24 protein-coding genes are annotated in these 20240 nt (G+C 71.3%); 13 read left to right on the forward strand and 11 right to left on the reverse strand.

Features of this window, described 5'->3' with window-relative positions:
* The first annotated feature begins 66 nt into the window (after positions 1-66).
* A complete protein-coding gene (locus ACK4TT_RS05835) occupies positions 67-615 on the forward strand; it encodes a PadR family transcriptional regulator (RefSeq protein WP_410212624.1) in 549 nt (182 codons plus the stop codon).
* Here ACK4TT_RS05835 and ACK4TT_RS05840 read toward each other — a convergent pair whose 3' ends face one another.
* Positions 616-2682: a prolyl oligopeptidase family serine peptidase gene (locus ACK4TT_RS05840; RefSeq protein WP_410212625.1), complete on the reverse strand. Its 2067-nt coding sequence runs from the start codon at positions 2680-2682 to the stop codon at positions 616-618.
* An 81-nt stretch (positions 2683-2763) separates the two neighbouring features.
* Between ACK4TT_RS05840 and dapF the strand changes: the two genes are divergently transcribed.
* Genes dapF through ACK4TT_RS05855 form a run of 3 tightly spaced genes read left to right on the forward strand, consistent with a single transcriptional unit; the run spans position 2764 to position 5413 of the window.
* Positions 2764-3585 carry a diaminopimelate epimerase gene (dapF, locus tag ACK4TT_RS05845; protein WP_410212626.1) on the forward strand — a complete coding sequence of 274 codons (822 nt, stop codon included), beginning with the start codon at positions 2764-2766 and terminating at the stop codon, positions 3583-3585.
* A complete protein-coding gene (mtaB, locus tag ACK4TT_RS05850; RefSeq protein ID WP_410212627.1) occupies positions 3582-4985 on the forward strand; it encodes a tRNA (N(6)-L-threonylcarbamoyladenosine(37)-C(2))-methylthiotransferase MtaB in 1404 nt (467 codons plus the stop codon). The genes dapF and mtaB overlap by 4 nt, the downstream gene beginning before the upstream one ends.
* On the forward strand, positions 4982-5413 hold the full coding sequence (locus ACK4TT_RS05855) for a GFA family protein (RefSeq protein WP_409633576.1): 432 nt from the start codon (positions 4982-4984) through the stop codon (positions 5411-5413). The genes mtaB and ACK4TT_RS05855 overlap by 4 nt, the downstream gene beginning before the upstream one ends.
* Here ACK4TT_RS05855 and ACK4TT_RS05860 read toward each other — a convergent pair.
* A complete protein-coding gene (locus ACK4TT_RS05860; RefSeq protein WP_409633578.1) occupies positions 5410-6036 on the reverse strand; it encodes a trimeric intracellular cation channel family protein in 627 nt (208 codons plus the stop codon). The genes ACK4TT_RS05855 and ACK4TT_RS05860 overlap by 4 nt on opposite strands.
* A gap of 58 nt (positions 6037-6094) precedes the next feature.
* On the opposite strand from ACK4TT_RS05860, the gene ftsY reads away from it, so the two are divergent.
* From ftsY to ACK4TT_RS05875, 3 genes are all read left to right on the forward strand, one after another.
* A complete protein-coding gene (ftsY, locus tag ACK4TT_RS05865) occupies positions 6095-7039 on the forward strand; it encodes a signal recognition particle-docking protein FtsY (RefSeq protein WP_409633580.1) in 945 nt (314 codons plus the stop codon).
* On the forward strand, positions 7036-7629 hold the full coding sequence (locus tag ACK4TT_RS05870) for an inner membrane-spanning protein YciB (protein WP_409633582.1): 594 nt from the start codon (positions 7036-7038) through the stop codon (positions 7627-7629). The genes ftsY and ACK4TT_RS05870 overlap by 4 nt, the downstream gene beginning before the upstream one ends.
* Before the next feature lie 102 nt (positions 7630-7731).
* Complete coding sequence (locus ACK4TT_RS05875) at positions 7732-8304, forward strand: MarR family winged helix-turn-helix transcriptional regulator (RefSeq protein WP_410212628.1); 573 nt, start codon at positions 7732-7734, stop codon at positions 8302-8304.
* Positions 8305-8837: 533 nt separating this feature from the next.
* On the opposite strand, the gene ACK4TT_RS05880 is transcribed toward ACK4TT_RS05875, so the two are convergent.
* Genes ACK4TT_RS05880 through ACK4TT_RS05895 form a run of 4 tightly spaced genes read right to left on the reverse strand, consistent with a single transcriptional unit; the run spans position 8838 to position 10800 of the window.
* Positions 8838-9353: a DsbE family thiol:disulfide interchange protein gene (locus ACK4TT_RS05880; RefSeq protein ID WP_410212629.1), complete on the reverse strand. Its 516-nt coding sequence runs from the start codon at positions 9351-9353 to the stop codon at positions 8838-8840.
* A complete protein-coding gene (gene ccmD / locus ACK4TT_RS05885) occupies positions 9350-9481 on the reverse strand; it encodes a heme exporter protein CcmD (protein WP_409633590.1) in 132 nt (43 codons plus the stop codon). The genes ACK4TT_RS05880 and ccmD overlap by 4 nt, the downstream gene beginning before the upstream one ends.
* A 4-nt stretch (positions 9482-9485) precedes the next feature.
* Positions 9486-10214, reverse strand: a complete 729-nt coding sequence (gene ccmC / locus ACK4TT_RS05890; protein WP_409633592.1) for a heme ABC transporter permease CcmC — start codon at positions 10212-10214, stop codon at positions 9486-9488.
* A 49-nt stretch (positions 10215-10263) separates the two neighbouring features.
* The gene (locus ACK4TT_RS05895; protein WP_409633594.1) at positions 10264-10800 is read right to left on the reverse strand and encodes a Spy/CpxP family protein refolding chaperone; all 537 of its coding nucleotides are present in this window, start codon (positions 10798-10800) and stop codon (positions 10264-10266) included.
* A 151-nt stretch (positions 10801-10951) separates the two neighbouring features.
* Between ACK4TT_RS05895 and ACK4TT_RS05900 the strand changes: the two genes are divergently transcribed.
* Positions 10952-11392 carry a nuclear transport factor 2 family protein gene (locus ACK4TT_RS05900; RefSeq protein WP_410212630.1) on the forward strand — a complete coding sequence of 147 codons (441 nt, stop codon included), beginning with the start codon at positions 10952-10954 and terminating at the stop codon, positions 11390-11392.
* A 4-nt stretch (positions 11393-11396) separates the two neighbouring features.
* On the opposite strand, the gene ccmB is transcribed toward ACK4TT_RS05900, so the two are convergent.
* Both ccmB and ccmA read right to left on the reverse strand, forming a co-directional pair.
* Entirely contained in the window at positions 11397-12062 is a 666-nt protein-coding gene (gene ccmB, locus ACK4TT_RS05905; RefSeq protein ID WP_409633598.1) for a heme exporter protein CcmB, read from the reverse strand.
* On the reverse strand, positions 12059-12661 hold the full coding sequence (gene ccmA, locus ACK4TT_RS05910; RefSeq protein ID WP_409633600.1) for a heme ABC exporter ATP-binding protein CcmA: 603 nt from the start codon (positions 12659-12661) through the stop codon (positions 12059-12061). The genes ccmB and ccmA overlap by 4 nt, the downstream gene beginning before the upstream one ends.
* Positions 12662-12887: 226 nt before the next feature.
* Here ccmA and acnA point away from each other — a divergent pair, with 226 nt between their 5' ends.
* From acnA to ACK4TT_RS05925, 3 genes are all read left to right on the forward strand, one after another.
* Positions 12888-15578 (forward strand): aconitate hydratase AcnA, encoded by a 2691-nt coding sequence (gene acnA / locus ACK4TT_RS05915; RefSeq protein ID WP_409633602.1) that lies wholly within the window; start codon positions 12888-12890, stop codon positions 15576-15578.
* Between the two features lie 101 nt (positions 15579-15679).
* Complete coding sequence (locus ACK4TT_RS05920) at positions 15680-16378, forward strand: DUF1223 domain-containing protein (RefSeq protein ID WP_409633604.1); 699 nt, start codon at positions 15680-15682, stop codon at positions 16376-16378.
* A 330-nt stretch (positions 16379-16708) separates the two neighbouring features.
* Positions 16709-17044 (forward strand): DUF2794 domain-containing protein, encoded by a 336-nt coding sequence (locus tag ACK4TT_RS05925; protein WP_409633606.1) that lies wholly within the window; start codon positions 16709-16711, stop codon positions 17042-17044.
* Positions 17045-17123: 79 nt separating this feature from the next.
* Here the strand turns inward: ACK4TT_RS05925 and ACK4TT_RS05930 are convergent, their stop codons facing one another.
* Positions 17124-17876: a Bax inhibitor-1/YccA family protein gene (locus ACK4TT_RS05930; protein ID WP_409633608.1), complete on the reverse strand. Its 753-nt coding sequence runs from the start codon at positions 17874-17876 to the stop codon at positions 17124-17126.
* A 159-nt stretch (positions 17877-18035) separates the two neighbouring features.
* Between ACK4TT_RS05930 and thpR the strand changes: the two genes are divergently transcribed.
* The gene (gene thpR, locus ACK4TT_RS05935; RefSeq protein ID WP_409633610.1) at positions 18036-18572 is read left to right on the forward strand and encodes an RNA 2',3'-cyclic phosphodiesterase; all 537 of its coding nucleotides are present in this window, start codon (positions 18036-18038) and stop codon (positions 18570-18572) included.
* A 40-nt stretch (positions 18573-18612) separates the two neighbouring features.
* On the opposite strand, the gene ACK4TT_RS05940 is transcribed toward thpR, so the two are convergent.
* The gene (locus ACK4TT_RS05940; protein ID WP_409633612.1) at positions 18613-19005 is read right to left on the reverse strand and encodes a DUF2237 family protein; all 393 of its coding nucleotides are present in this window, start codon (positions 19003-19005) and stop codon (positions 18613-18615) included.
* Between the two features lie 166 nt (positions 19006-19171).
* Here ACK4TT_RS05940 and ACK4TT_RS05945 point away from each other — a divergent pair, with 166 nt between their 5' ends.
* Positions 19172-19777 carry a hypothetical protein gene (locus ACK4TT_RS05945; RefSeq protein WP_410212631.1) on the forward strand — a complete coding sequence of 202 codons (606 nt, stop codon included), beginning with the start codon at positions 19172-19174 and terminating at the stop codon, positions 19775-19777.
* On the opposite strand, the gene ACK4TT_RS05950 is transcribed toward ACK4TT_RS05945, so the two are convergent.
* On the reverse strand, positions 19774-20223 hold the full coding sequence (locus tag ACK4TT_RS05950; RefSeq protein ID WP_410212632.1) for an HIT domain-containing protein: 450 nt from the start codon (positions 20221-20223) through the stop codon (positions 19774-19776). The two genes, ACK4TT_RS05945 and ACK4TT_RS05950, sit on opposite strands and share 4 nt — an antisense overlap.
* Between the last annotated feature and the right edge of the window lie 17 nt (positions 20224-20240).

Here is a 20240-nt window from a genome sequence, read left to right on the forward strand (position 1 = left end):
AGCTTGCGCGACGATACGGTTTCGATGTATCGAACAATAAGACATATCTAAATAGGGTCTGAACACATGCGATTTGCACATCATCCCGGACGTGGCGGGCGCGGCTTCGGCCGCATGGGCCACCATCACGAGCACCATCAGCACCGGCGCGGCCGCCGCTTCGGCCGGTTCTTCGAGCACGGCGACCTGCGCTTCGTGATCCTGGCGCTGCTCGAGGAGCAGCCGCGCCACGGCTACGAACTGATCAAGGAGCTGGAGGAGCGCACCGGCGGCGCCTACCGCCCGAGCGCCGGGGTCATCTATCCGACGCTCGCCCTGCTGGAGGACGAGGGCCTGGTCGCCCTGGCCGGCGGCGAGACCGGCCGCAAGCTCTACGAGATCACCGACCAGGGCCGCGCGGCGCTGGACGCCAACCGCACGGGCGTCGAGGCCGTATTCGCCCGCATGGAGGAGGCCGCACGGAGCGCCGGTCCCGTCCGGCCGCGGGTGGGACGGGCCATGATGAACCTCGGCATGGCGCTTAAGACGCGGCTGTCGCGGCCGGTCACCGAGGACGAACTCGACCGCATCGTCGGCATGATCGACGACACGGCCGCCGCCATCGAGCGGGTGTGATCAGTCCATCAGCCGCTGGGCCAGGTACACGTAGTGCCGGGCCCACCGGCGGGCGTTCAGCTCGGGGTCGGCGTCGTTGGCGTGCCCGCCGAACGTCTGCTCGTAGTAGAGGTAGGGGACGCCCAGTTCCTTCAGCCGCGCGGCGAACTTGCGGGCGTGGCCCGGGTGGACCCGGTCGTCCCGCGTGTTGGTCGTGATGTAGGCCAGCGGGTACCGCACGCCCGGCTTGAGGTTCTGGTAGCCGGAGTATTTGGCGATGAAGGCGCGGTCTTCCGGCACGTCCGGGTTCCCGTATTCGCCGACCCAGGACGCGCCCGCCGACAGCTTGTGGTAGCGCAGCATGTCGATCAGCGGGCTTTCCACCACGACGGCGTTCCAGAGCTCGGGGTGCTGGGTCATGGAGACGGTGGTCAGCACGCCGCCGTTCGAGCGGCCGTAGATGCCCAGCCTGCGGGCCGAGGTGATCCTGCGGGCGGCGAGGTCGCGGGCCACGGCGGCGAAGTCGTCGAAGGCCAGTTGCCGTTTCTCGCGCAGCACCGCCTGGTGCCAGGCCGGGCCGAACTCGCCGCCGCCCCGGATGTTGGCGATGACGTAGGCGCCGCCGCGCTCCATCCAGAGCTTGCCGGCCTCGGGCATGTAGATCGGCGGCTTGGCGAGCTGGAAGCCGCCGTAGCCGTACATCAGCGTCGGCAGCGAGCCGTCGAGCTTCGCCGCCTTCGGGCGCACCAAGAAGTAGGGGATCTTGGCTCCGTCGGACGAGGTCGCCCAGAACTGTTCCACCACATGGGTCGAGGCGTCGAAGCGGGCCGGCAGGGCCTTGACCTGCGCCGCCTCGCCCGACGCCGCATCAGCCAGCCACAGGCTGGTGGGGGTCAGGAAGCCCTCGACGGTGACGAACAGCTCGTCGTCGCTCCCGGCCGTGTCCACGAGCTGGATATTGGCGTCCGCCGGCAACGGCAGGCGCTTGCCGCTCCAGCGGCCGTCCGCGAAGTCGTAGGCGTCGACCGCGCCCTTCACGTCCTCGAGCAGGGTGACGATCAGCCGTCCGTCGGTGGCGGCCACCTGCTGCACCGCCTGGCGCGGGCCGGGCTGGAAGACCAGCGTGGGTCGGGCCTTGGCCGCGTCGGCCTTGAGGGCCGCGAGGTCGTAGGCGACGACGGCGCCCGGCTGGAAGCCGCCCCAGGCCTCCTGCAGGCTGAACAAGACTTGGCCGTCCACATAGGCCTCTTCCCGGGTCTTCTTCGGCAGGGCGATGGGGACGAGGCCCTTGTCGGTCACGAGGCTGAACTCGGCCTCGAAGAAGGAGAGACCCCGGTCGACGATCAGGCCGTCGGCCCGCCCGCCCTCGCCGCGCAGCACGACGGGCTGGGCCCAGACGTCGGTCTTGCGCCCCCGGAAGATCTCGCGCGCGGCGCCGTCGCGGCCGACGATCTTCAGCACATAGGGATAGCCGGACTCGGTGACCTCGCCGGGCGTCCACTCGCGGCCGACCACCAGGGTGTCGCGGTCCAGCCACTCGACGTACTGCTTGGCCTCGGCGAAGCGAAAGCCGCCCGCGACGAAGGCCTTGGTGCTGGTGTCGAACTCGCGGAGCTCGACGGCGTCGCCGCCCCCGTCGGAGAGGCGGACGAGGCAGAGCGTTTCCTGCGGCTTCAGGCAGGTCGCGCCCTTGAAGAACCAGTTCCTGCCCTCGGCCTTGGACAGCGCGTCGACGTCGATCAGAGTCTCCCAGGCCGGGTCGGCGGTGCGGTACGAGGCCTCGCTCGCGTGCCGCCACAGGCCGTGCGGATGCTCGGCGTCCTGCCACAGGTTGTCGATCCCGCCGGCCCGGAAGCGCGGCGTCGGGATGCGGTCCCTGGCGGTGAAGATGGCGCGCGCCTCGGCCAGCATCGGCTGGTAGCGCGGGTCGGTCTCCAGCACCCCGGCGGTGCGGGCGTTCTCGGCCTCGGCCCAGGCGAGCGCCCTGGGGCTCTCGACCTCCTCGAGCCAGAGGTAGGGATCGTCCTGAGCAATAGCGGAGGGGGCGGTGAGCAGGAGGGCGGCGAGCGCGCCGGCGAGCATCTTCATGCCCCGATCTAGCCGGGCTTCGCCGCGATTGTCTGCCCCCGGCGTGCCTTTGGGCCGCTTCTCGCCTATATGTCCGCCGCCATGGGCCGTCCGTTCCTCAAGATGAACGGGCTCGGCAACGACTTCGTCGTGGTCGAGACCCGCTCCGCTCCCTTCGCCCCCACCGCGGAGGAGGTGCGCGCGATCGCCGACCGCGCGAGCGGGATCGGCTGCGACCAGCTCATCGCCATCGAGCCCGTCGAGGGCGCCGACGCCCGCGTGCGGTTCTGGAACGCCGACGGCGAGGAGGTCGGGGCCTGCGGCAACGGCACGCGCTGCGTCGGCTGGCTGCTGATGCAGGCGAGCGGCAGGGACGAGGCGGTCATCGAGACCAGGGCGGGACGGCTGACCGCCACCCGCGCCGGCGACCGGCTGGTCAGCGTCGACATGGGCGAGCCGCGCCTCGACTGGCGCGAGATCCCGCTCTCCGAGGAGCACGACACCCGCGCCCTCGACGTCGTGCTCTACCACCACGCCGACCTGATGGCCCCGCCGGGGTGCGTCTCCATGGGCAATCCGCACGTGGTGTTCTTCGTGCCGGACGCCGAGGCTGCCCCGGCCGCCGAGGCCGGGCCCGTCATCGAGAAGCACCCGCTGTTCCCCGAGCACGTCAACGTCGGCTTCGCCCAGATCAAGGGCCGCGACCGCATCCGCCTTCGGGTCTGGGAGCGGGGCGCCGGCCTGACCAAGGCCTGCGGCACCGGCGCCTGCGCGGCCATGGTGGCGGCTTCCCGCCGCGACCTGATCGGCCGCCACGCGACGATGGAGCTGGACGGCGGGGAGCTGTTCATCGAGTGGCGCGCCGACGGCCACGTGATCATGACCGGCCCCGCGGCCGTCGACTTCCAGGGCGAGCTGCCGTGAGCGGTCGGGCCCTCGCCTTTTCTCCTCCCCCATCGGGGGAGGGGGACCCTGCGCAGCAGGGTGGAGGGGGCTTGCCTGAAGCGCCGCGCGGGGGGCCGGCCCCCTCCACCGCTTCGCGGTCCCCCTCCCCCGATGGGGGAGGAGCGGACGTCGACATCGTCACGTTCGGCTGCCGGCTGAACGCCTACGAGAGCGAGGTCATCCGCAAGCGGGCGGCCGAGGACGGGCTCACCGACGCCATCGTCTTCAACACCTGCGCGGTGACGGGCGAGGCCGTGCGCCAGGCGCGGCAGGCGATCCGCAAGGCCCGCCGCGAGCGGCCTGGCGCCAAGGTGATCGTCACCGGCTGCGCGGCCCAGATCGACCCCGCCGCCTTCGCGGCCATGGACGAGGTCGACCTCGTGCTGGGCAACGCCGAGAAGAGCCAGGCCGGGGCCTATGCGCCGACGGCCGAGGGCCGCGTGCGCGTCAACGACATCATGAGCGTGCGCGAGACCGCCGGGCACCTGATCGACGGCCTGAAGGATCGCGCCCGGGCCTATGTCGAGGTCCAGAACGGCTGCGACCACCGCTGCACCTTCTGCATCATCCCCTATGGCCGCGGGAACTCGCGTTCGGCCGCGGCGGGCGAGGTGGTCGAGCAGGTTCGCCGGCTGGCGGCCGAAGGCTACCAGGAAGTGGTGCTCACCGGCGTCGACGTGACGAGCTGGGGCGCCGACCTGCCGGGCCAGCCGACGCTGGGCCAGCTCGTCGCGCGCATCCTCAAGCTCGTCCCCGAGCTGCCCCGCCTGCGCCTGTCCTCGATCGATGCGGCCGAGATCGACGCAGACCTGCTGCGCTGCCTGGGCGAGGAACCCCGGCTCATGCCCTACCTGCACCTCAGCCTGCAGGCCGGGGACGACATGATCCTGAAGCGCATGAAGCGCCGGCACCTCCGGGCGGACGCCCTGAAGCTGGTCGAGAGCGTGCGCGCCGTGCGGCCCGACACCGCCTTCGGCGCCGACCTGATCGCGGGTTTCCCGACCGAGACGGACGAGATGTTCGAGAACACGCTGAAGCTGGTGGAAGCGGCGGGGCTCTCCTTCCTGCACGTCTTCCCCTTCAGCCCCCGGCCCGGCACGCCGGCGGCGCGGATGCCGCAGCTTCCCCGCGAGGTGGTGAAGGCCCGGGCCGCGCGGCTGCGCGCGGCGGGCGAGGCGGCGCTCGTCCGCCACCTGGAGCGTCAGGTGGGCCGAACGCTGAGCGGCCTGGTGGAACGTCCGGGCGTGGCGCGCGCTCCGGATTTCACCGAGATCGCCTTCACCGGCGAGGCGGCGGTGGGCGGCCTCGCCGACCTCGTGGTCACCGGCCACGACGGCAAGCGGGCCATCGCCCACGTCGAGGAGAGGGTCGCGGCATGAGCTGGTCGGGCGGTTGCCAGTGCGGGAAGGTCCGCTTCCGGGTGGACGGCGAGCTGGGGCGGCCCAGCATCTGCCACTGCCGCATGTGCCAGAAGGCGCTCGCCGGGCCGTTCGGCGCCTTCGTGACGGTGAAGGCGCAGGACCTCACCTGGACGGGCGACGAGCCCAGCCGCTTCCAGAGCTCGAACAAGGTCCGCCGGGGCTTCTGCCCGGGATGCGGCACGCCGCTGACCTTCGAGACCGACAAGACCATCGACCTGACGATCTTCGCCTTCGACCGCGCGGCCGAGATCGTCCCCGTGATCCAGCTCGAGCCCCAGAGCATGCCCGGCTGGGTGGCCCACGTCACCGAGCTGGAGGTGCTGGAGCCGCCGCCCGGCTACTACGAGACGATCACCAGCTACCAGCACCCCGACCGCGACGCCTAGGCGGGCGGGGCGCGCCCCGGGAACCCCGGCATCTGCCAGCCGAACAGGATCGCGCCCGCCCGTACCGCGAAGGCGGTGAGGAAGCCCGCGACCTGGGCCGCCAGCAGCGGGACGCCGGCCGCGTCGAGCGCCACGAAGGCCGCCGCGCCCAGCAGGGCTGGCGTGACGTAGAGCTCGCGCCGCAGCAGCACCGACGGCTCATGGGCCAGGACGTCGCGCAGCACCCCGCCGAAAGTGGCGGTGAGCACGCCCATGACGACGGAGGCCAGCGGCGAGACGCCCAGCGAGATGGCCTTCAGGGCGCCCACGATGGCGTAGGCGGCCATGCCCAGCGCATCCAGCCACAGCAGCAGGCGCTCGCGCCCCTGGCCCCAGCCGAAGATCCAGACCGCCACCGCCGCCGCCAGGCAGACGACGAGGTACTCCGGCCGCTGCACCCAGAAGACCGGCGCGTCGATCAGCAGGTCGCGCAGCGTCCCTCCGCCCACCCCGGTGACGGCGGCGAAGAAGCCGAAGGTGATGATGTCGTGCTTGGCTCGCGCGGCGGCCAGCGCCCCGGAGGCGCCGAACACGGCGACGGCGGCGTAGTCGAGCACGGTGAGGCTGGCGGCGAGCGCGTCCATGCCCCACTCATGCGGTCCCAGGTGACGCGCGGCAAGCTCCCGGCTAGAAGCCCAACCCATGTCCGAACCGAAACGCGGCTGGTTCCAGCGGCTCACCCAGGGGCTCACGAAGTCCTCGAAGCAGATGGGCGAGCAGATCGCCCAGGTCTTCACGGCCAAGGAGCCCCTCGACCAGGCCAAGCTCGACGAGCTCGAGGAGATGCTCATCGAGGCGGACCTCGGCCCCCATTCCGCCGCCCGCATCACCGAGCGCTTCGCCAAGGAGAAGTTCGGCAAGGACGTGGGCGAGGCCGAGATCAAGGAGGCGCTGGCCCAGGCCATCGGCGACGAGCTCTCCGGCCGCCAGGGGACCTTCGACCCGCTGTCGGGCCCGAAGCCCTATGTGGTCCTGTTCATCGGCGTGAACGGCTCGGGCAAGACCACGACCCTGGGCAAGATCGCCGCCGACCTCACCGGCCGGGGGGCCAAGGTGCTGGTGGTGGCCGGCGACACCTTCCGCGCCGCCGCCGTGGAACAGCTCAAGGTCTGGGCCGAACGGGCGAAGGCCGACTTCATGTCGAGGCCCACGGGCTCGGACGCGGCGGGCCTGGCCTTCGACGCCGTGGAGCGGGCCAAGGCCCAGGGCTATGACGTGGTGCTGATCGACACCGCCGGCCGCCTCCAGAACAAGCAGGGCCTGATGGACGAACTCACCAAGGTCATCCGGGTGGTGAAGAAGGTCGATCCCGACGCCCCGCACGAAACCCTGCTGGTGCTGGACGCCACGGTGGGCCGCAACGCGCTGGCCCAGGAGAACATCTTCGGCAACCAGATCGGCGTCTCGGGCATCGTCATGACCAAGCTGGACGGCACCGCGCGCGGCGGGGTGCTGGTGCCCGTGGCGCAGGCCTCGGACAGCCCCATCAAGCTGGTCGGCGTCGGCGAGGGGATCGAGGACCTGCAGGCGTTCGACGCGCGCGCCTTCGCCCGCAGCCTCGTGGGCCTTTCGGAGCCCGTCCGATGACCCAACGCACCCGCGACTGGATCCGCTACTTCGTCGACTTCTCGGCGCCCGTCTCGTTCCTGCTGGCCTACTTCCTCGGCGGGCGCGACTTCATGAAGGCCACCGGCGTGTCGATCGTCGTGGGGCTGATCGCCCTCGTCGTCGGCCTGGTGGTCGAGCGCCGCATCGCCTGGCTGCCGCTGTTCGTGGCGGTCCTGGGCATCGTGTTCGGCGGGCTGACGCTCTACTTCAAGCAGGACTGGATCCTGAAGAACCGGCCCACCTTCGTGAACCTGTTCCTCTCGGCCCTGCTGCTGGGCGGGGTGGCGCTGAAGCGAAATCCGATCAAGGCCGTGATGGGCTGGGCGCTCTCCCTGCCGGACGAGGCCTGGCGGACGCTGGGCCTGCGCTACGGGTTCTTCTGCCTGGGGATCGGGGTGGCGAACTTCGTCATCTGGAAGACCCAGCCCGAGGCGACCTGGGTCACCTGGGACACCATCGGCATCCGGGTGCTGAGCGCCCTCTTCGGCCTGGCCCAGGCGCCGCTGCTGATGCGATACATGAAGGCGAGCGAGGTCCCGCCGCCGCCGCCGGACGTGCCCACGGAATAGGGCCGCGGCACAGGCTCCCCCGAGACAGATCGTCCGTCGTCAAACCGTCGCATTGAACGGCTAATCCTCCGGCGGTCCAAGCCAGTTGGGGGACGGTGCGACATGGCCAAAGGCAAGACCCGGGCGAAGGCCGCGGTGGCCGCCCTGGACCAGTCGCCCAGCCATCTCCTCCATCGCGCCGTGCAGCAGGCGCTGGACGGCTACGCCGCCGAGTTCGGCCCCGGCGGGATCACCCAGCGCCAGTACGCCGTCCTGGCCGCCGTCGCCGCCCACGAGGGCGCGACCCAGACCGACCTCGTCCGCGCCACCGGCATCGACCGCTCCACCCTGGCGGACATGGCCGCGCGGATGATCGCCAAGGGCCTGCTGGCCCGGGAACGGTCCTCGTCGGACGCCCGGGCCAATGCCGTGCGCCTGACGTCCGAGGGGCAGGCGACGCTGGCCGAGGCCCAGCCGAAGATGGCCGCCGCCGACGCCAAGCTCCTGAAGCTGATCACGGGCCGGGTCAAGCGCGAGACCTTCGTGCGCCTGCTGAAGGAACTGGTGCGGGCCGGCGAGGCCCTGGAGGGCGGCGAGGAAAAACCCGCCAAGAAGGCCAAGGCGCCGAAGGCCCCCAAACCGGCCAAGGCCGCGAAGGCTCCCAAGGCCAAGAAGAAGGTCAAGAAGGCGGCCTAGGCCCGGGGCGGCTTCGGCATCACGACGTCGGCCGACGGCCGCAGGTGCGGGGTGCGCAGGCGCTCGTAGCCGACCTCGGGCAGCCTCCCCATGATCATCCCAAGCATCAGGGCGCCGTCCGCCGGCCCCGTTCCCGTCGCGGGCGGGGGCTCGCCATAAAGCTCGCGCCAGAGGGCGGCGGCAGGGGGCTTAGCCGTGGAACCTGGCGGTCAGACGCGGATGTCCAGCAGCGATCCGGGGCGCAGAATCCGCTTGGGCGGCTCGCCGGCCGGACTGGGCGCGGGATCAGGGATGCGGCCCGGCGTGGGGGCGGCCAGAGTTGGCTTGGGCGCGGAACCGGGTGCGGCGGTCGCCTGACCAAGAGCCGCGGCGAAGAACGCCCGCTGGGCCGCCGCCCGGCCCGGGTCGAGGGGCCGCGTCGCGGGCTGTGGCGGAACCTGGGAGGAAAGGCCTGGGCGGATAGCGGTCACGAGCGGGGCCCGAACATGGTTAACGCGCCCGCAAGACTTGGCCGCGCGCCGGTCAACGGCGGGTTAACGGGCGAGCTTCGCCAGGCGCTGGGCGTCGGTCTCGGTGAGGGGTCCGGTGTGCTTGGCGATCACCAGGCCGTCGCGGCCCACCACATAGGTCTCGGGCACCCCGGTGACGCCGAACTCGACCCCGGCCCGGCCGTCCCGGTCCACCAGCACCTCGGCGTAGGGGTTCCCCAGCCGGTCGAGGAAGGCCGCCGTGTTCTGGGGCGCGTCCTTGTAGGCGACCCCCACCACGCGGACGGGCTGGCCCTTCAGGCCCATGATGACGGGATGCTCGATCTCGCAGGGCGCACACCAGGAGGCGAAGAAGTTGACCAGGATCGGGCCTTCCGAGGCCGCCTCGCGGATCGAGACCGGCTGGCCCTCGGCGAGGGTGGGCAGGGCGATGGCCGGGGCCGGCTTGCCGACCAGGGCCTGGGGCTGCACCTGCGGATTGCGGTTCAGCGCGTAGAGCCCGAACAGCAGGCCCAGCGCGACCAGCACGATCAGCGGGGCGAGGGCCAGCCAGCGGCTCATTTGCCGTTCAGCTCCTGGAAGCGGCGCTTCCAGCGGCGGGCGTGCGCCAGCGACGTCCAGACCATCCCGGCGAAGACCACGCCTGTGACGATGAACGACGGCCAGATGTAGGCGGAATAGTCGGGCATGGTCTTAAGCCCTCGCCGCACGCAGGGCGGCGGCCTCGGCCCGGCGGCGCCAGACCTCGCCGCGGATCCGCACCAGCCACAGCGACCCGAAGGCGGCCATGTAGGCCAGCGCCATCAGCCCCAGCGGCCAGAGGTAGACCGGCGGCATGGCCGGACCCTCGCCCCGGAACACCGAGGCGCCCTGGTGGAGCGAATTCCACCACTCCACGCTCCAGTGGACGACCGGCAGGTTCACGAGGCCCACCAGGGCGAGGATCGCCGCGGCGCGGGCGGCCTTGGTCTCGTCGTCCAGCGAGGCGCGGAGGGCGATGTAGGCGAGATAGAAGAGGAACAGCACCAGCACCGAGGTGAGCCGCGCGTCCCACACCCACCAGGCGCCCCACATGGGCCGGCCCCATAGCGAGCCGGTGACCAGGGCGAGGAAGGTGAAGGCGGCGCCCAGCGGGGCGGCGGCCTGGGCCGCGGCGTCGGCCAGCACGTGGCGGAAGACCAGGGCGAGCAGGCTGGCGATCCCTAGGCATGAATAGACGAACATGCTCATCCAGGCGGCGGGGACGTGGATGAACATGATCCGGACCGTCAGGCCCTGCTGGTAGTCCTCGGGCGCGGTGAAGCCCAGCCACAGGCCGGCGGCGGCCAGCGCGACCGCGATCACGCCGAACAGCGGGGCGGCCCAGCGCGAGAACGCCATGAAGCGCTCGGGATTGGCGAGAAAGGCGGGCGCCGGGATCATCGGCCTTCGCTTAAGGCCCGGCGGGCCGCCTCGCAAGCGGCTGCCGCGCTTACTCCCCGGGCGGCGACGGCGGGGCCGGGGGCGCGGGCGGCGCCGGCGGCATGGGGGGCATCGGCATGCGGAGAGCCATATGCGGCATCGGCACGGGGCCGAAGCCCGGACCCGCGAACATCAGCATCGGCATGGCGTCGAACGCCTTCTTCTGCTTGGCGTCGAGCTGGCCGTAGAAGGTCCGCGTCGCGTCGATGCGCGTCTTCATGGCGGCCTGATGCCTCGCCATTCGGGCTTCCATGTCGTTCAGGCGCTCCAGCGTGGTCTTCGTCTCGTCGCGCTCGAAGCGGGCCCCGCCGCGGTCGTGTCCGGCCTTGGTCGCCTCGAGGAAGGCCTTCAGCGCCGGCTCCTGGTCGGGGCGCAGTTGCAGGATGTCCCTGAGGTGCTGGGCGGGGTCGCCGTGGCGCATGTGGACGTGGCGCCGGGGTTGCGCCCCGGCCTTGCCGTCTCCGTCGGGCTGGGCCGCGGCCGCGCCGGCCCCGGCGAGCAGCGCCAGGGCGGCTCCGGCGAGGAGCCAGGTCTTGGGCTTGGACATCTCTATCGTCTCCTGTGGCGGGTGATCTTTCCTAACAAGCTCAACCGTCCGCTTGAGGCGAAAAAGCGGCGGGCGGAATGAAGAATTGTTCATGTGTCAAAAGGGGTTACGGGCGGCATACGGCGCCGCAACAGACCTTGGGGGATATTGCATGTTCGCTTCGTTTCTCGCCGCCGCCGTCGTGGCGTCCGCGCCTGTTACGGCCCTGGACCCGGCGCAGGTGAAGGCCGTGGAGGCCGTGGCCTACGACTATGTGGACGGCCAGCTCGAAGGCGACGCCGCCCGCGTCGCCCGCTCGCTGCACCCGGACCTCGCCAAGCGCGCGGTGCGTCCCAATCCGGACGAGATGCTGGGCCTGCGCCGCATGACCAAGGAGGAGCTGGTGGACCTGACGAAACAGGGCGTGCTGAAGACCCCGAAGGACCAGTGGAGCCGTTCGGTGAAGGTGCTGGACATCGCCGGCGACGTGGCCGTGGCCCGGGTCGAGACGCCCTGGTTCACCGACTTCTTCCATCTGGGCCGGTTCGGCGACCGGTGGGTGATCGTCAACGCCATGTGGCAGCCCAAGGCGCGTCCGGCGGCGGCGAACTGATCCGTCAGGACAGCGCGTTGCGGCACGCGCCGGCCATGGCCAGGGGGCCGAGCGCCGCCGCGCCCGCCGCGTAGGCCGCCAGCAGCGAGAACCCCGCCTTCCACGGCAGGCCGCCGGCGAAGGCGTCCAGGGCGCCGCCGCCGAAGATCACCGGCGGCACGAAGAGCGGCAGGACGATCACGGCGGTGAGCAGGCCGCCCCGCCGCGCGCCGAGGCTGAGCGCGGCTCCGATCCCGCCCACGAACGCGAACGCCAGGCCTCCCGCCAGCGCGCAGGCGAAGATCAGGGGCGCCAGCGCCGGGTCGGCGCCCAGGGCGATGGCGGCGACCGGGGCGGCGAGCGCCAGCGGCGCGCCCGTCGCCAGCCACTGGCCCAGGCACTTGACGGCGCAGACCAGCTCCAGGGGGACGGGCGAGAGGACCAGGAGGTCGAGGGCGCCGTCCTCGTAGTCGCGCTCGAACAGCCGGTCGAGCGACAGCAGGGACGCCAGCGCGAGCGCGACCCAGGCGGCCCCCGGCGCGATGGCGGCCAGCCGCTCGGGTTCCGGACCGATGGCCAGCGGGATGAGGGTCGCCACGCCCGCATAGAAGCCCACGGCCACCAGCGGGCCGCCGCCCCGGCCCCAGGCCAGCGCCGTCTCGCGGACGAGGAGGGCGAGGAGGCGGCTCATGCGCCGAGGTCCAGGGTCTTGGCCGGGATCGGCAGCGGATCGTGCACGGCGGCCAGGATCATGCCGCCGGCGTCGAGGTGGCGGGCCATGGCCTGGCCCATCCGCTCGCGCCACTGGGCGTCGAGGGGGCTCAGAGGCTCGTCCAGCAGCCAGAGCGGCCGCTCGGCCGCCGCCGTGCGCGACAGGGCCAGACGCCGGCGCTGGCCGGCCGACAGGCGGCGGACCTCCAGATCCAGCAGACGGACGAGGTCGTAGGCCTCGGCGGCCCGGGCGATGGCGGCCGGGTCGCCGCCGGCCCAGCGCCCCCAGAAGTCCAGCTCCTCGCGCACCGTGCGGGCGGGTTTCAGCCCGTCCTGGTGGCCCACGAAGTGGAGGCCCGACGCCCGCGCCTCGGCCGGGTCGGCGCCGCCGAAGCCGATCTCGCCCGCCTCCAGCCGCACGAGGCCGGCGATGGCGCGCAGCAGGCTGGTCTTGCCCGAGCCGTTGGGCCCCGCCAGCGCGCAGGCCTCGCCGGGCAGCAGGGCGAAGGAGAGGCCCTCGAACAGCACGCGTCCGCCCCGCCGCACCGACGCCTCTGAAATCAGCAGTTCGGCGATCATGCGCGGGCGTCTCCGCCGGTCCGCCTAGACGCCGGATTTTGCGAACGATTCGCAGGACTTTCAGCGCATGGACGGGCGCGCGGCCCGGGGCTATGAAGCGGCCGGCCGCCGCAGCCCCAGGGGGGCAACGCCGCGCGGGGACGAACGCTGTGTGTCCGTCCCTCCAGAGCGCGCGATCCCTGGGGTGGTCGTTGGGCGGCCGGGAACAGAGAAAGGATCTCCCACAATGGCGTCTGTCGACAGCCTGAAAACCCGCCGCGAACTCGTGGTGGGCGACAAGACCTACGCTTACTACAGCCTTCGCGCCGCCGAGGAAGCCGGACTTTCGGGCGTTTCGCGCCTGCCGATCTCGATGAAGGTCCTTCTCGAGAACCTGCTGCGCAACGAGGATGGCCAGTCGGTCGGCGTGGACGACCTGAAGGCGCTGGCCGCCTGGCTGGAGAACAAGGGCTCCGTCGAGCACGAGATCAGCTTCCGCCCCGCCCGCGTGCTGATGCAGGACTTCACCGGCGTGCCGGCGGTGGTGGACCTGGCCGCGATGCGCGACGCCATGACGGCGCTCGGCGGCGACCCTGAGAAGATCAACCCGCTGAACCCCGTCGACCTCGTGATCGACCACTCGGTGATGGTGGACTACTTCGGCAACGCCAAGGCGTTCCAGAACAACGTCGAGCGCGAGTACGAGCGCAACATGGAGCGCTACCGCTTCCTGCGCTGGGGCTCGTCGGCCTTCAACAACTTCCGCGTGGTGCCCCCCGGCACCGGCATCTGCCACCAGGTGAACCTGGAGTACCTGGCCCAGACCGTCTGGACGAATTCGGACGACGGCCAGGAAGTCGCCTATCCCGACACCGTCGTCGGCACCGACAGCCACACGACCATGGTCAACGGCCTGTCGGTCCTGGGTTGGGGCGTGGGCGGCATCGAGGCGGAGGCCGCCATGCTGGGCCAGCCGATCCCGATGCTGATCCCGGAAGTCATCGGCTTCCGCCTGGACGGCGTCCTGCCCGATGGCACCACGGCCACCGACCTGGTGCTGACCGTCACCCAGATGCTCCGCAAGAAGGGCGTGGTCGGCAAGTTCGTCGAATTCTATGGCCCGGGCCTGCAGCACCTGACCCTGGAAGACCAGGCGACCATCGCCAACATGGCTCCGGAATACGGCGCCACCTGCGGCTTCTTCCCGGTCACCCAGGCGACCCTGGACTACCTGGCCGCCACCGGCCGCGACCCGGCCCGCGTGGCCCTCGTCGAGGCCTACGCCAAGGAGCAGGGTCTGTGGCGCGATCCGGCCGATCCGGACCCGGTGTTCACCGACACGCTCGAACTGGACCTCGGCACGGTCGCCGCCTCGCTGGCCGGCCCGAAGCGTCCGCAGGACCGCGTGCTGCTGACCGACGCGGCGTCCGAGTTCAAGGCCGCCCTGGCCAACGACTTCGGCAAGGCCGACGGCTACGCCGAGCGCTTCGCGGTGCAGGGCGAGAACTTCGACCTGGGCAACGGGGACGTGGTGATCGCCGCCATCACCTCGTGCACAAACACGTCGAACCCGAGCGTGCTGATCGCCGCGGGCCTGGTCGCCAAGAAGGCGGTCGAGAAGGGCCTGAAGGTGAAGCCTTGGGTGAAGACCTCGCTGGCCCCCGGCTCCCAGGTGGTCACCGACTATCTGAAGGCCGCGAAGCTGGACAAGTCGCTGGACGCGCTGGGCTTCAACCTGGTGGGCTACGGCTGCACCACCTGCATCGGCAATTCGGGCCCGCTGCCCGAGGCGATCTCGGAAACCGTGCAGAAGAACGACCTGGTGGCCGTCAGCGTGCTCTCGGGCAACCGCAACTTCGAGGGCCGCGTGAACCCCGACGTGCGGGCCAACTACCTGGCCTCGCCGCCGCTGGTGGTGGCCTATGCGCTGGCCGGCAACATGCTGATCGACCTGGCCAACGATCCGCTGGGCGAGGGCAAGGACGGCAAGCCGGTGTACCTCAAGGACATCTGGCCCACGACCGCCGAGATCGCCGCGCTCCAGCGCAAGCACGTGACGAACAAGATGTTCGCCACCCGCTACGCCGACGTCTTCAAGGGCGACAAGCACTGGCAGGCCATCAAGGTCGCCGGCGGCCAGACCTACACCTGGGACATCGGCTCGACCTACGTGCAGAACCCGCCCTACTTCCAGGGCATGAGCATGGAGCCGGCGCCGGTCACCGACATCGTCGAGGCCCGGGTCCTGGGCGTGTTCGGCGACTCGATCACCACCGACCACATCAGCCCGGCCGGCTCGATCAAGGCCACCTCGCCGGCCGGCGTCTACCTGCGTGAGCGCCAGGTGCCGCAGTCCGAGTTCAACTCGTACGGCGCGCGCCGCGGCAACCACGAAGTCATGATGCGCGGCACCTTCGCCAACATCCGCATCCGCAACCGCATCACGCCCGACATCGAAGGCGGGGTGACCAAGCACTTCCCGTCGGGCGACCAGATGTCCATCTACGACGCGGCCATGCGCTACCAGGGCGAGGGCCGGCCGCTGGTGGTGTTCGCGGGCAAGGAATACGGCACCGGCTCGTCGCGCGACTGGGCGGCCAAGGGCACCAAGCTGCTGGGCGTCCGGGCCGTGGTGGCCGAGAGCTTCGAGCGCATCCACCGCTCGAACCTGGTCGGCATGGGCGTGCTGCCGCTGCAGTTCCTGCAGGAAGGCTGGCACAAGCTGGGCCTGACCGGCGAGGAGATCGTGACCATCCGCGGCCTCACCGACCTCGCGCCGCGCAAGCAGCTCATCGTCGAGATGTACCGTCCGAGCGACGGCCGCATCGCGCGCTTCCCGGTCCGCTGCCGGATCGATACGCCGACCGAGCTCGAATACTTCAAGCAGGGCGGCGTCCTGAACTACGTGCTGCGCAGCCTGGCGAAGCCGGCGGCGTAAGCGGGGGTCTCCGGGGCGGCTTGACGCGCGTCGAGCCGCCCGCCGATCCTCACGCCATCTTGACCACCCCTGGCCCCAGAACTCCGGCTAAACACCGTGCGATGCGGAAAGCGGCGCTCGTCAGTCTGATCCTCGTCGCCGCGCCGAGCTTCGCGGCCGCCAGATCATCCCCTGTCCTGGTGGAGCTGTTCACGGCCCAGGGTTGCCGCTCGTGCACCGAGGCCTCGGAGCATGTGAATCAGCTCGCCGAGCGCAAGGGCGTGCTCGCCCTCACCTATTCCGTGGACTACTGGGACTATCTCGGCTGGACGGATACCTTCGCCAGGCCCGAGTTCGCCGAGCGCCAGCACGCCTATGTCACCCGGCTGAAGCTGCGCGAGCCCTACACGCCCCAGGTCGTCGTGGACGGCCGGCATGAGGTGGCGGGCCTCAAGACGGCCGAGGTGGACCGCCTCGTGCGGGCCGCGGCCGAGGCGCAGCGCGACCCGCCCGACATGAAGTTCATCGGCCCTCGCCGGGTCGACGTGGGCTCGGGGCGCGTCCCCCCGGGCGGCGCCGAGGTGTGGCTGGTCCGCTACGATCCGAAGGCGGTAGAGGTGACGGTCAAGGGCGGCGACAACCGCGGCGAGACCGTGGTGCAGAAGAACGTCGTCCGGGAGATCCGGCGGTTGGGCGCTTGGCGCGGCCGGCCCCAGGCCTACCGGCTGCCCAGGGCCGAGGACGAGGGGCTGCGGACCGCGGTGATCGTCCAGGCGACGCGGGGCGGGCGCGTGCTGGGCGTGACCGACCGGGGCGACTGACCCGAGGCGACTGGCCGGCGGACTGGCGTCTTCCGGCGCGCACAGGCAAACCCACGCGGCTGGAGAGAGGGGAACCGCGCGGGCTTACGCTTGGAGGGGAGAGAGCGTCGGTTGGCCAGTTCCGCCGATCCAGGGGGGCTGGGGGGGCTGTTCAGGATCCGGGACCGCCAGGTTCCGACCAACCGACGAGGCCAATATCGAAGCGTCATCTGACGCTCGCGGGACCGAAATAAGGTCATTTCGGGGCGCGCCGGCCCGCGCTTGCGGCCCGCGAAGGGGCGCCTATTTCGGGTGGCCGATCCCCGAGAATTGCGTCAGGCTGCCTCCTCGATGGCTTTCGACCCGAGCTACGCGGCCCCGCGCCAGGCCGGCGTCTTCTTCGAAAGGCGCGAACTGGAGCGGCTGCTCCGTCTCTACGGCCGCATGGTCGCCGCCGGCGAATGGCGCGACTACGGCATGGACAGCCTGCCCGACGCGGCGGTGTTCTCCGTCTTCCGCCGGACCGCCGAGGCCCCGCTCTACCGCATCGAGAAGCGTCCGGCCCTGGCCAGGCGCCAGGGCGCCTGGGCGATCGTGGGCGAAGGCGGCCACATCCTGCGGCGCGGGCACGAACTCGAGCAGGTGCTGCGCTTCTTCGACAAGGGCCGCTTCAAGGTCGTGGACTGACCCCCAACGAAAAAGCCCCCAACGAAAAAACCCCGGCGGGGTCCGCCGGGGCTCTCCCGTGTCCGGATCTGCTGCGCGCCTAGCGGCGTTGGCCGAAGAACTGCAGCAGGAATTGGAACAGGTTGATGAAGTTGATGTAGAGGCTGAGCGCGCCATAGTTGGTGGCCACGCCCATGGCGGCCTGGTTCCCGCCCAGATCGTAGTAGGTCATCTTCAGGCGCTGGGTGTCGTAGGCGATCAGGCCCGCGAAGATGAACACGCCCAGAGCGCTGATGATGAAGTTCAGCATCGAGTTCTGCAGGAAGATGTTCACCAGGCCGGCGATGATCAGTCCGATCAGGCCGACGATCAGGAAGCTGCCGAAGCCGGTCAGGTCCTTCTTGGTCGTGTAGCCGAAGAGGCTCAGGCCGCCGAAGGCCGCCGCCGTGATCAGGAAGGTCTGAGCGATCGAAGCGCCCGTATAGAGCAGGGTCCAGACGCCCAGGCCCGCGCCGATCAGCGCGACGATCGTCCAGTAGAGGACGCCCGAGCTGCGGGGCGTGGCGTTGCGCAGGGCGAACATGCCGAACAGCATCACCGCCAGGGGGGCGAAGGCCACCACAGTGCCCAGGATCGTCATGCCGGCCAGACGGCCTTCGGGCGTGACGACATACATCAGGTCGCGGACCGGCGCGTACTGGCCGGTCAGGAACGCCAGGGCGGCGGACACCACCAGGCCCAGGGCCACCTTGTTGTAGACGCCGAGCATGAAGCTGCGAAGTCCCGCGTCCACCGACATGTCGGCGCGGTCCGCGGGGACCGTGCGCGCGTAGCCGCGGTTGAAGTCGCTCATGAGAGGCAAAGCCCTTCTTAAGTCGCGCGTCCCAGTCGGACGCAGGGGAAATATCGGGTGGGCGCCTGGGCTAAGCAAGCGTTTCCGGACCGGGCGGCTCCAAAACGGACGCGTGGCCCCCATGTGGCCCGGGGGGCGGCGGCGCGCTAAACGGGTCGCATGATCCGCCTCTTCGCCGCCCTGCCGCTGCCCGCGGACATCGTCCAGGGCCTCGTCGGCCGCCAGGCCGGGGTGGAAGCCGCCCGCTGGCGGCCGCCCGAGAGCCTGCACCTCACCCTGCGGTTCTTCGGCGAGGTCCGCGAGGACGTGGCCCGCGACCTGGACGCCGAGCTGGCGGCTATCGACGCCCCGCCGTTCGAGATCATGCTGGAGGGCGCGGGCGCGTTCGGCGAGGGACGCGACATCCACGCCATCTGGGCCGGGGTCGAGGAAAGCCTCCCGCTGCGCCGCCTGGCCGACGCCTGCGAGACGGCCGCCCGCCGCGTCGGGCTCAAGCCCGAGAAGCGCCGCTACAGGCCCCATGTGACGCTGGCCTACCTGCGCCAGGCCGACCCCGCCCAGGTGGCCGCCTGGATCCAGGCCAACAACCTGCTGAAGTCGCCGGCCTTCGCCGTGGACCGCTTCGCCCTCTATTCCAGCGTGCTGGGTGGCGAGGGGTCGCACTACCGCATCGAGGCGGAATACCTGCTGGGGTGATCTCCTCTCCCTCTCGGGCTCCGTCCGGGGGAGAGGCCTTCTAGGTCTCCACCGCGTGGTCCTTGAGAACTCCCAGCGGCACGATGGCCAGGGTCTCCTCGTGGGTGGCCTCCAGCACCACCTGGGGCGCGGCCCCGGCGTCGAGGGCCTCCTTCCAGCGGGGCGCGCACAGGCACCAGCGGTCGCCGGGCTTGAGGCCGTCGAAGGCGAGGTCGGGCCGGGGGGTGGAGAGGTCGTTGCCCACCGACTTCGAGAACGCCAGGAACTCGGCCGTCATCACCGCGCAGACCGTGTGCATGCCGACGTCGTGGGGGCCCGTCTCGCAGCAGCCGTTGCGGAAGAAGCCCGTCACCGGGTCCAGCGAGCAGGGCTGCAGCTCGGTCCCCAGGACGTTGCGGGCGCCGGCGTCGTAGCGAAGGGGGCGGAGGGCCATGCGCCATCCTAAACGCCAACTCCGCGGCCCCGCCAAGGCCGGATGCGCCGATCCGCCCGCCCGCGCGTTCAGGTCTTCCGGCGCCCGCGCAGGGGCCTTGCCTTGAGGCCGAGCTTGGGCGCTGATCGGAAGGTGGAATTCCGCCGCTGTGCGAGGTGAAGACGAGATGAGGTTCGGTGCGGGGTCGCTGGCTCTGATCCTGATCCTGGTCCTGTCGGCCGGCGCGCCCGCGCTCGCCCAGAACGTTGCGGCGCCGGCGGTCGACCCGATCGGCGCCCTGCTGGCTCAAGCCCCGCCGCCCGACGAGGAAGCCGCCGCAACCGGAGCCGCCCCGGTCCAGGCGCCGCCCGCCGGCGCGCCCGTGACGGTCACGCCCGAGGCCCCCAGGCCGTACATCCCGCCCCAGGATGGCGCGCTGAGCGGCGTCGCCTACGATTCCCGCATCCGGGCCTCTATGGTTTCGGCGCAAGGCTTCCAGGGCCCGCTCGACGGCGGCTGGACGCTGACCTCCCCCGAGGGTCCGCTCTACGCCTTCCAGCTCGTGGACCGGGGGACCGGCGCCGTGGAAGGCGCCTGGCGCGACCTGCGCCGCCCGGGCGCCCTGGACGCCTCGGGCTTCGTGGACGCGGTCGAACAGCTCGGCGGCGAGGTGGTGCTGCGCTTCGACGGCGGGCGGGTCGCGACCCTGCGGTCCGGCGGCGACGGCCGCTGGAGCGGCGAACTCGACGAGGCGGGCGCCCGCCGCGCCGTGACCCTCGCCCGGGCCCCCTAGATCCGGATCTCCAGCGCCGCCCGGGCCATGACAAGGGCGGCGGCCTGGTCCGCCTCGGCGTAGGCCTGGGCTGCGCCGAACCCCCACACCGGCCCCGGCCAGGCGGGATCGTCCGCGCGACGGCCGACGACGTGGACGTGGAGCTGGGGCGTGACGTTGCCGAGCGCGCCGACGTTCAGTTTCTCCACCGGCCGCCCGAGGGCGTCGCCCACCGCCCGGACGGCGGTCCCGGCCAGCAGGATCTCATCCATCAGCCGGGCGCGGTCGCCGGGCGGCAGGTCCTCGATCTCCCGCGCGCCCGTGACGCGCGGGATCAGCACGATCCACGGGAAACGGGCGTCGGCCTGCAACCGGACATGGCAGAGGGGAAGCTCGCCGAGGGTGAGCGAGGTGCTCTCGAAGGCGGGGTCGATGCGGAACATGGCGGCGGGACCTGCGTGCGGCATTGCAGCAACGCCGTCAA

The sequence above is a fragment of the Phenylobacterium sp. genome, assembly GCF_046463815.1.
GTDB lineage: Bacteria > Pseudomonadota > Alphaproteobacteria > Caulobacterales > Caulobacteraceae > Phenylobacterium.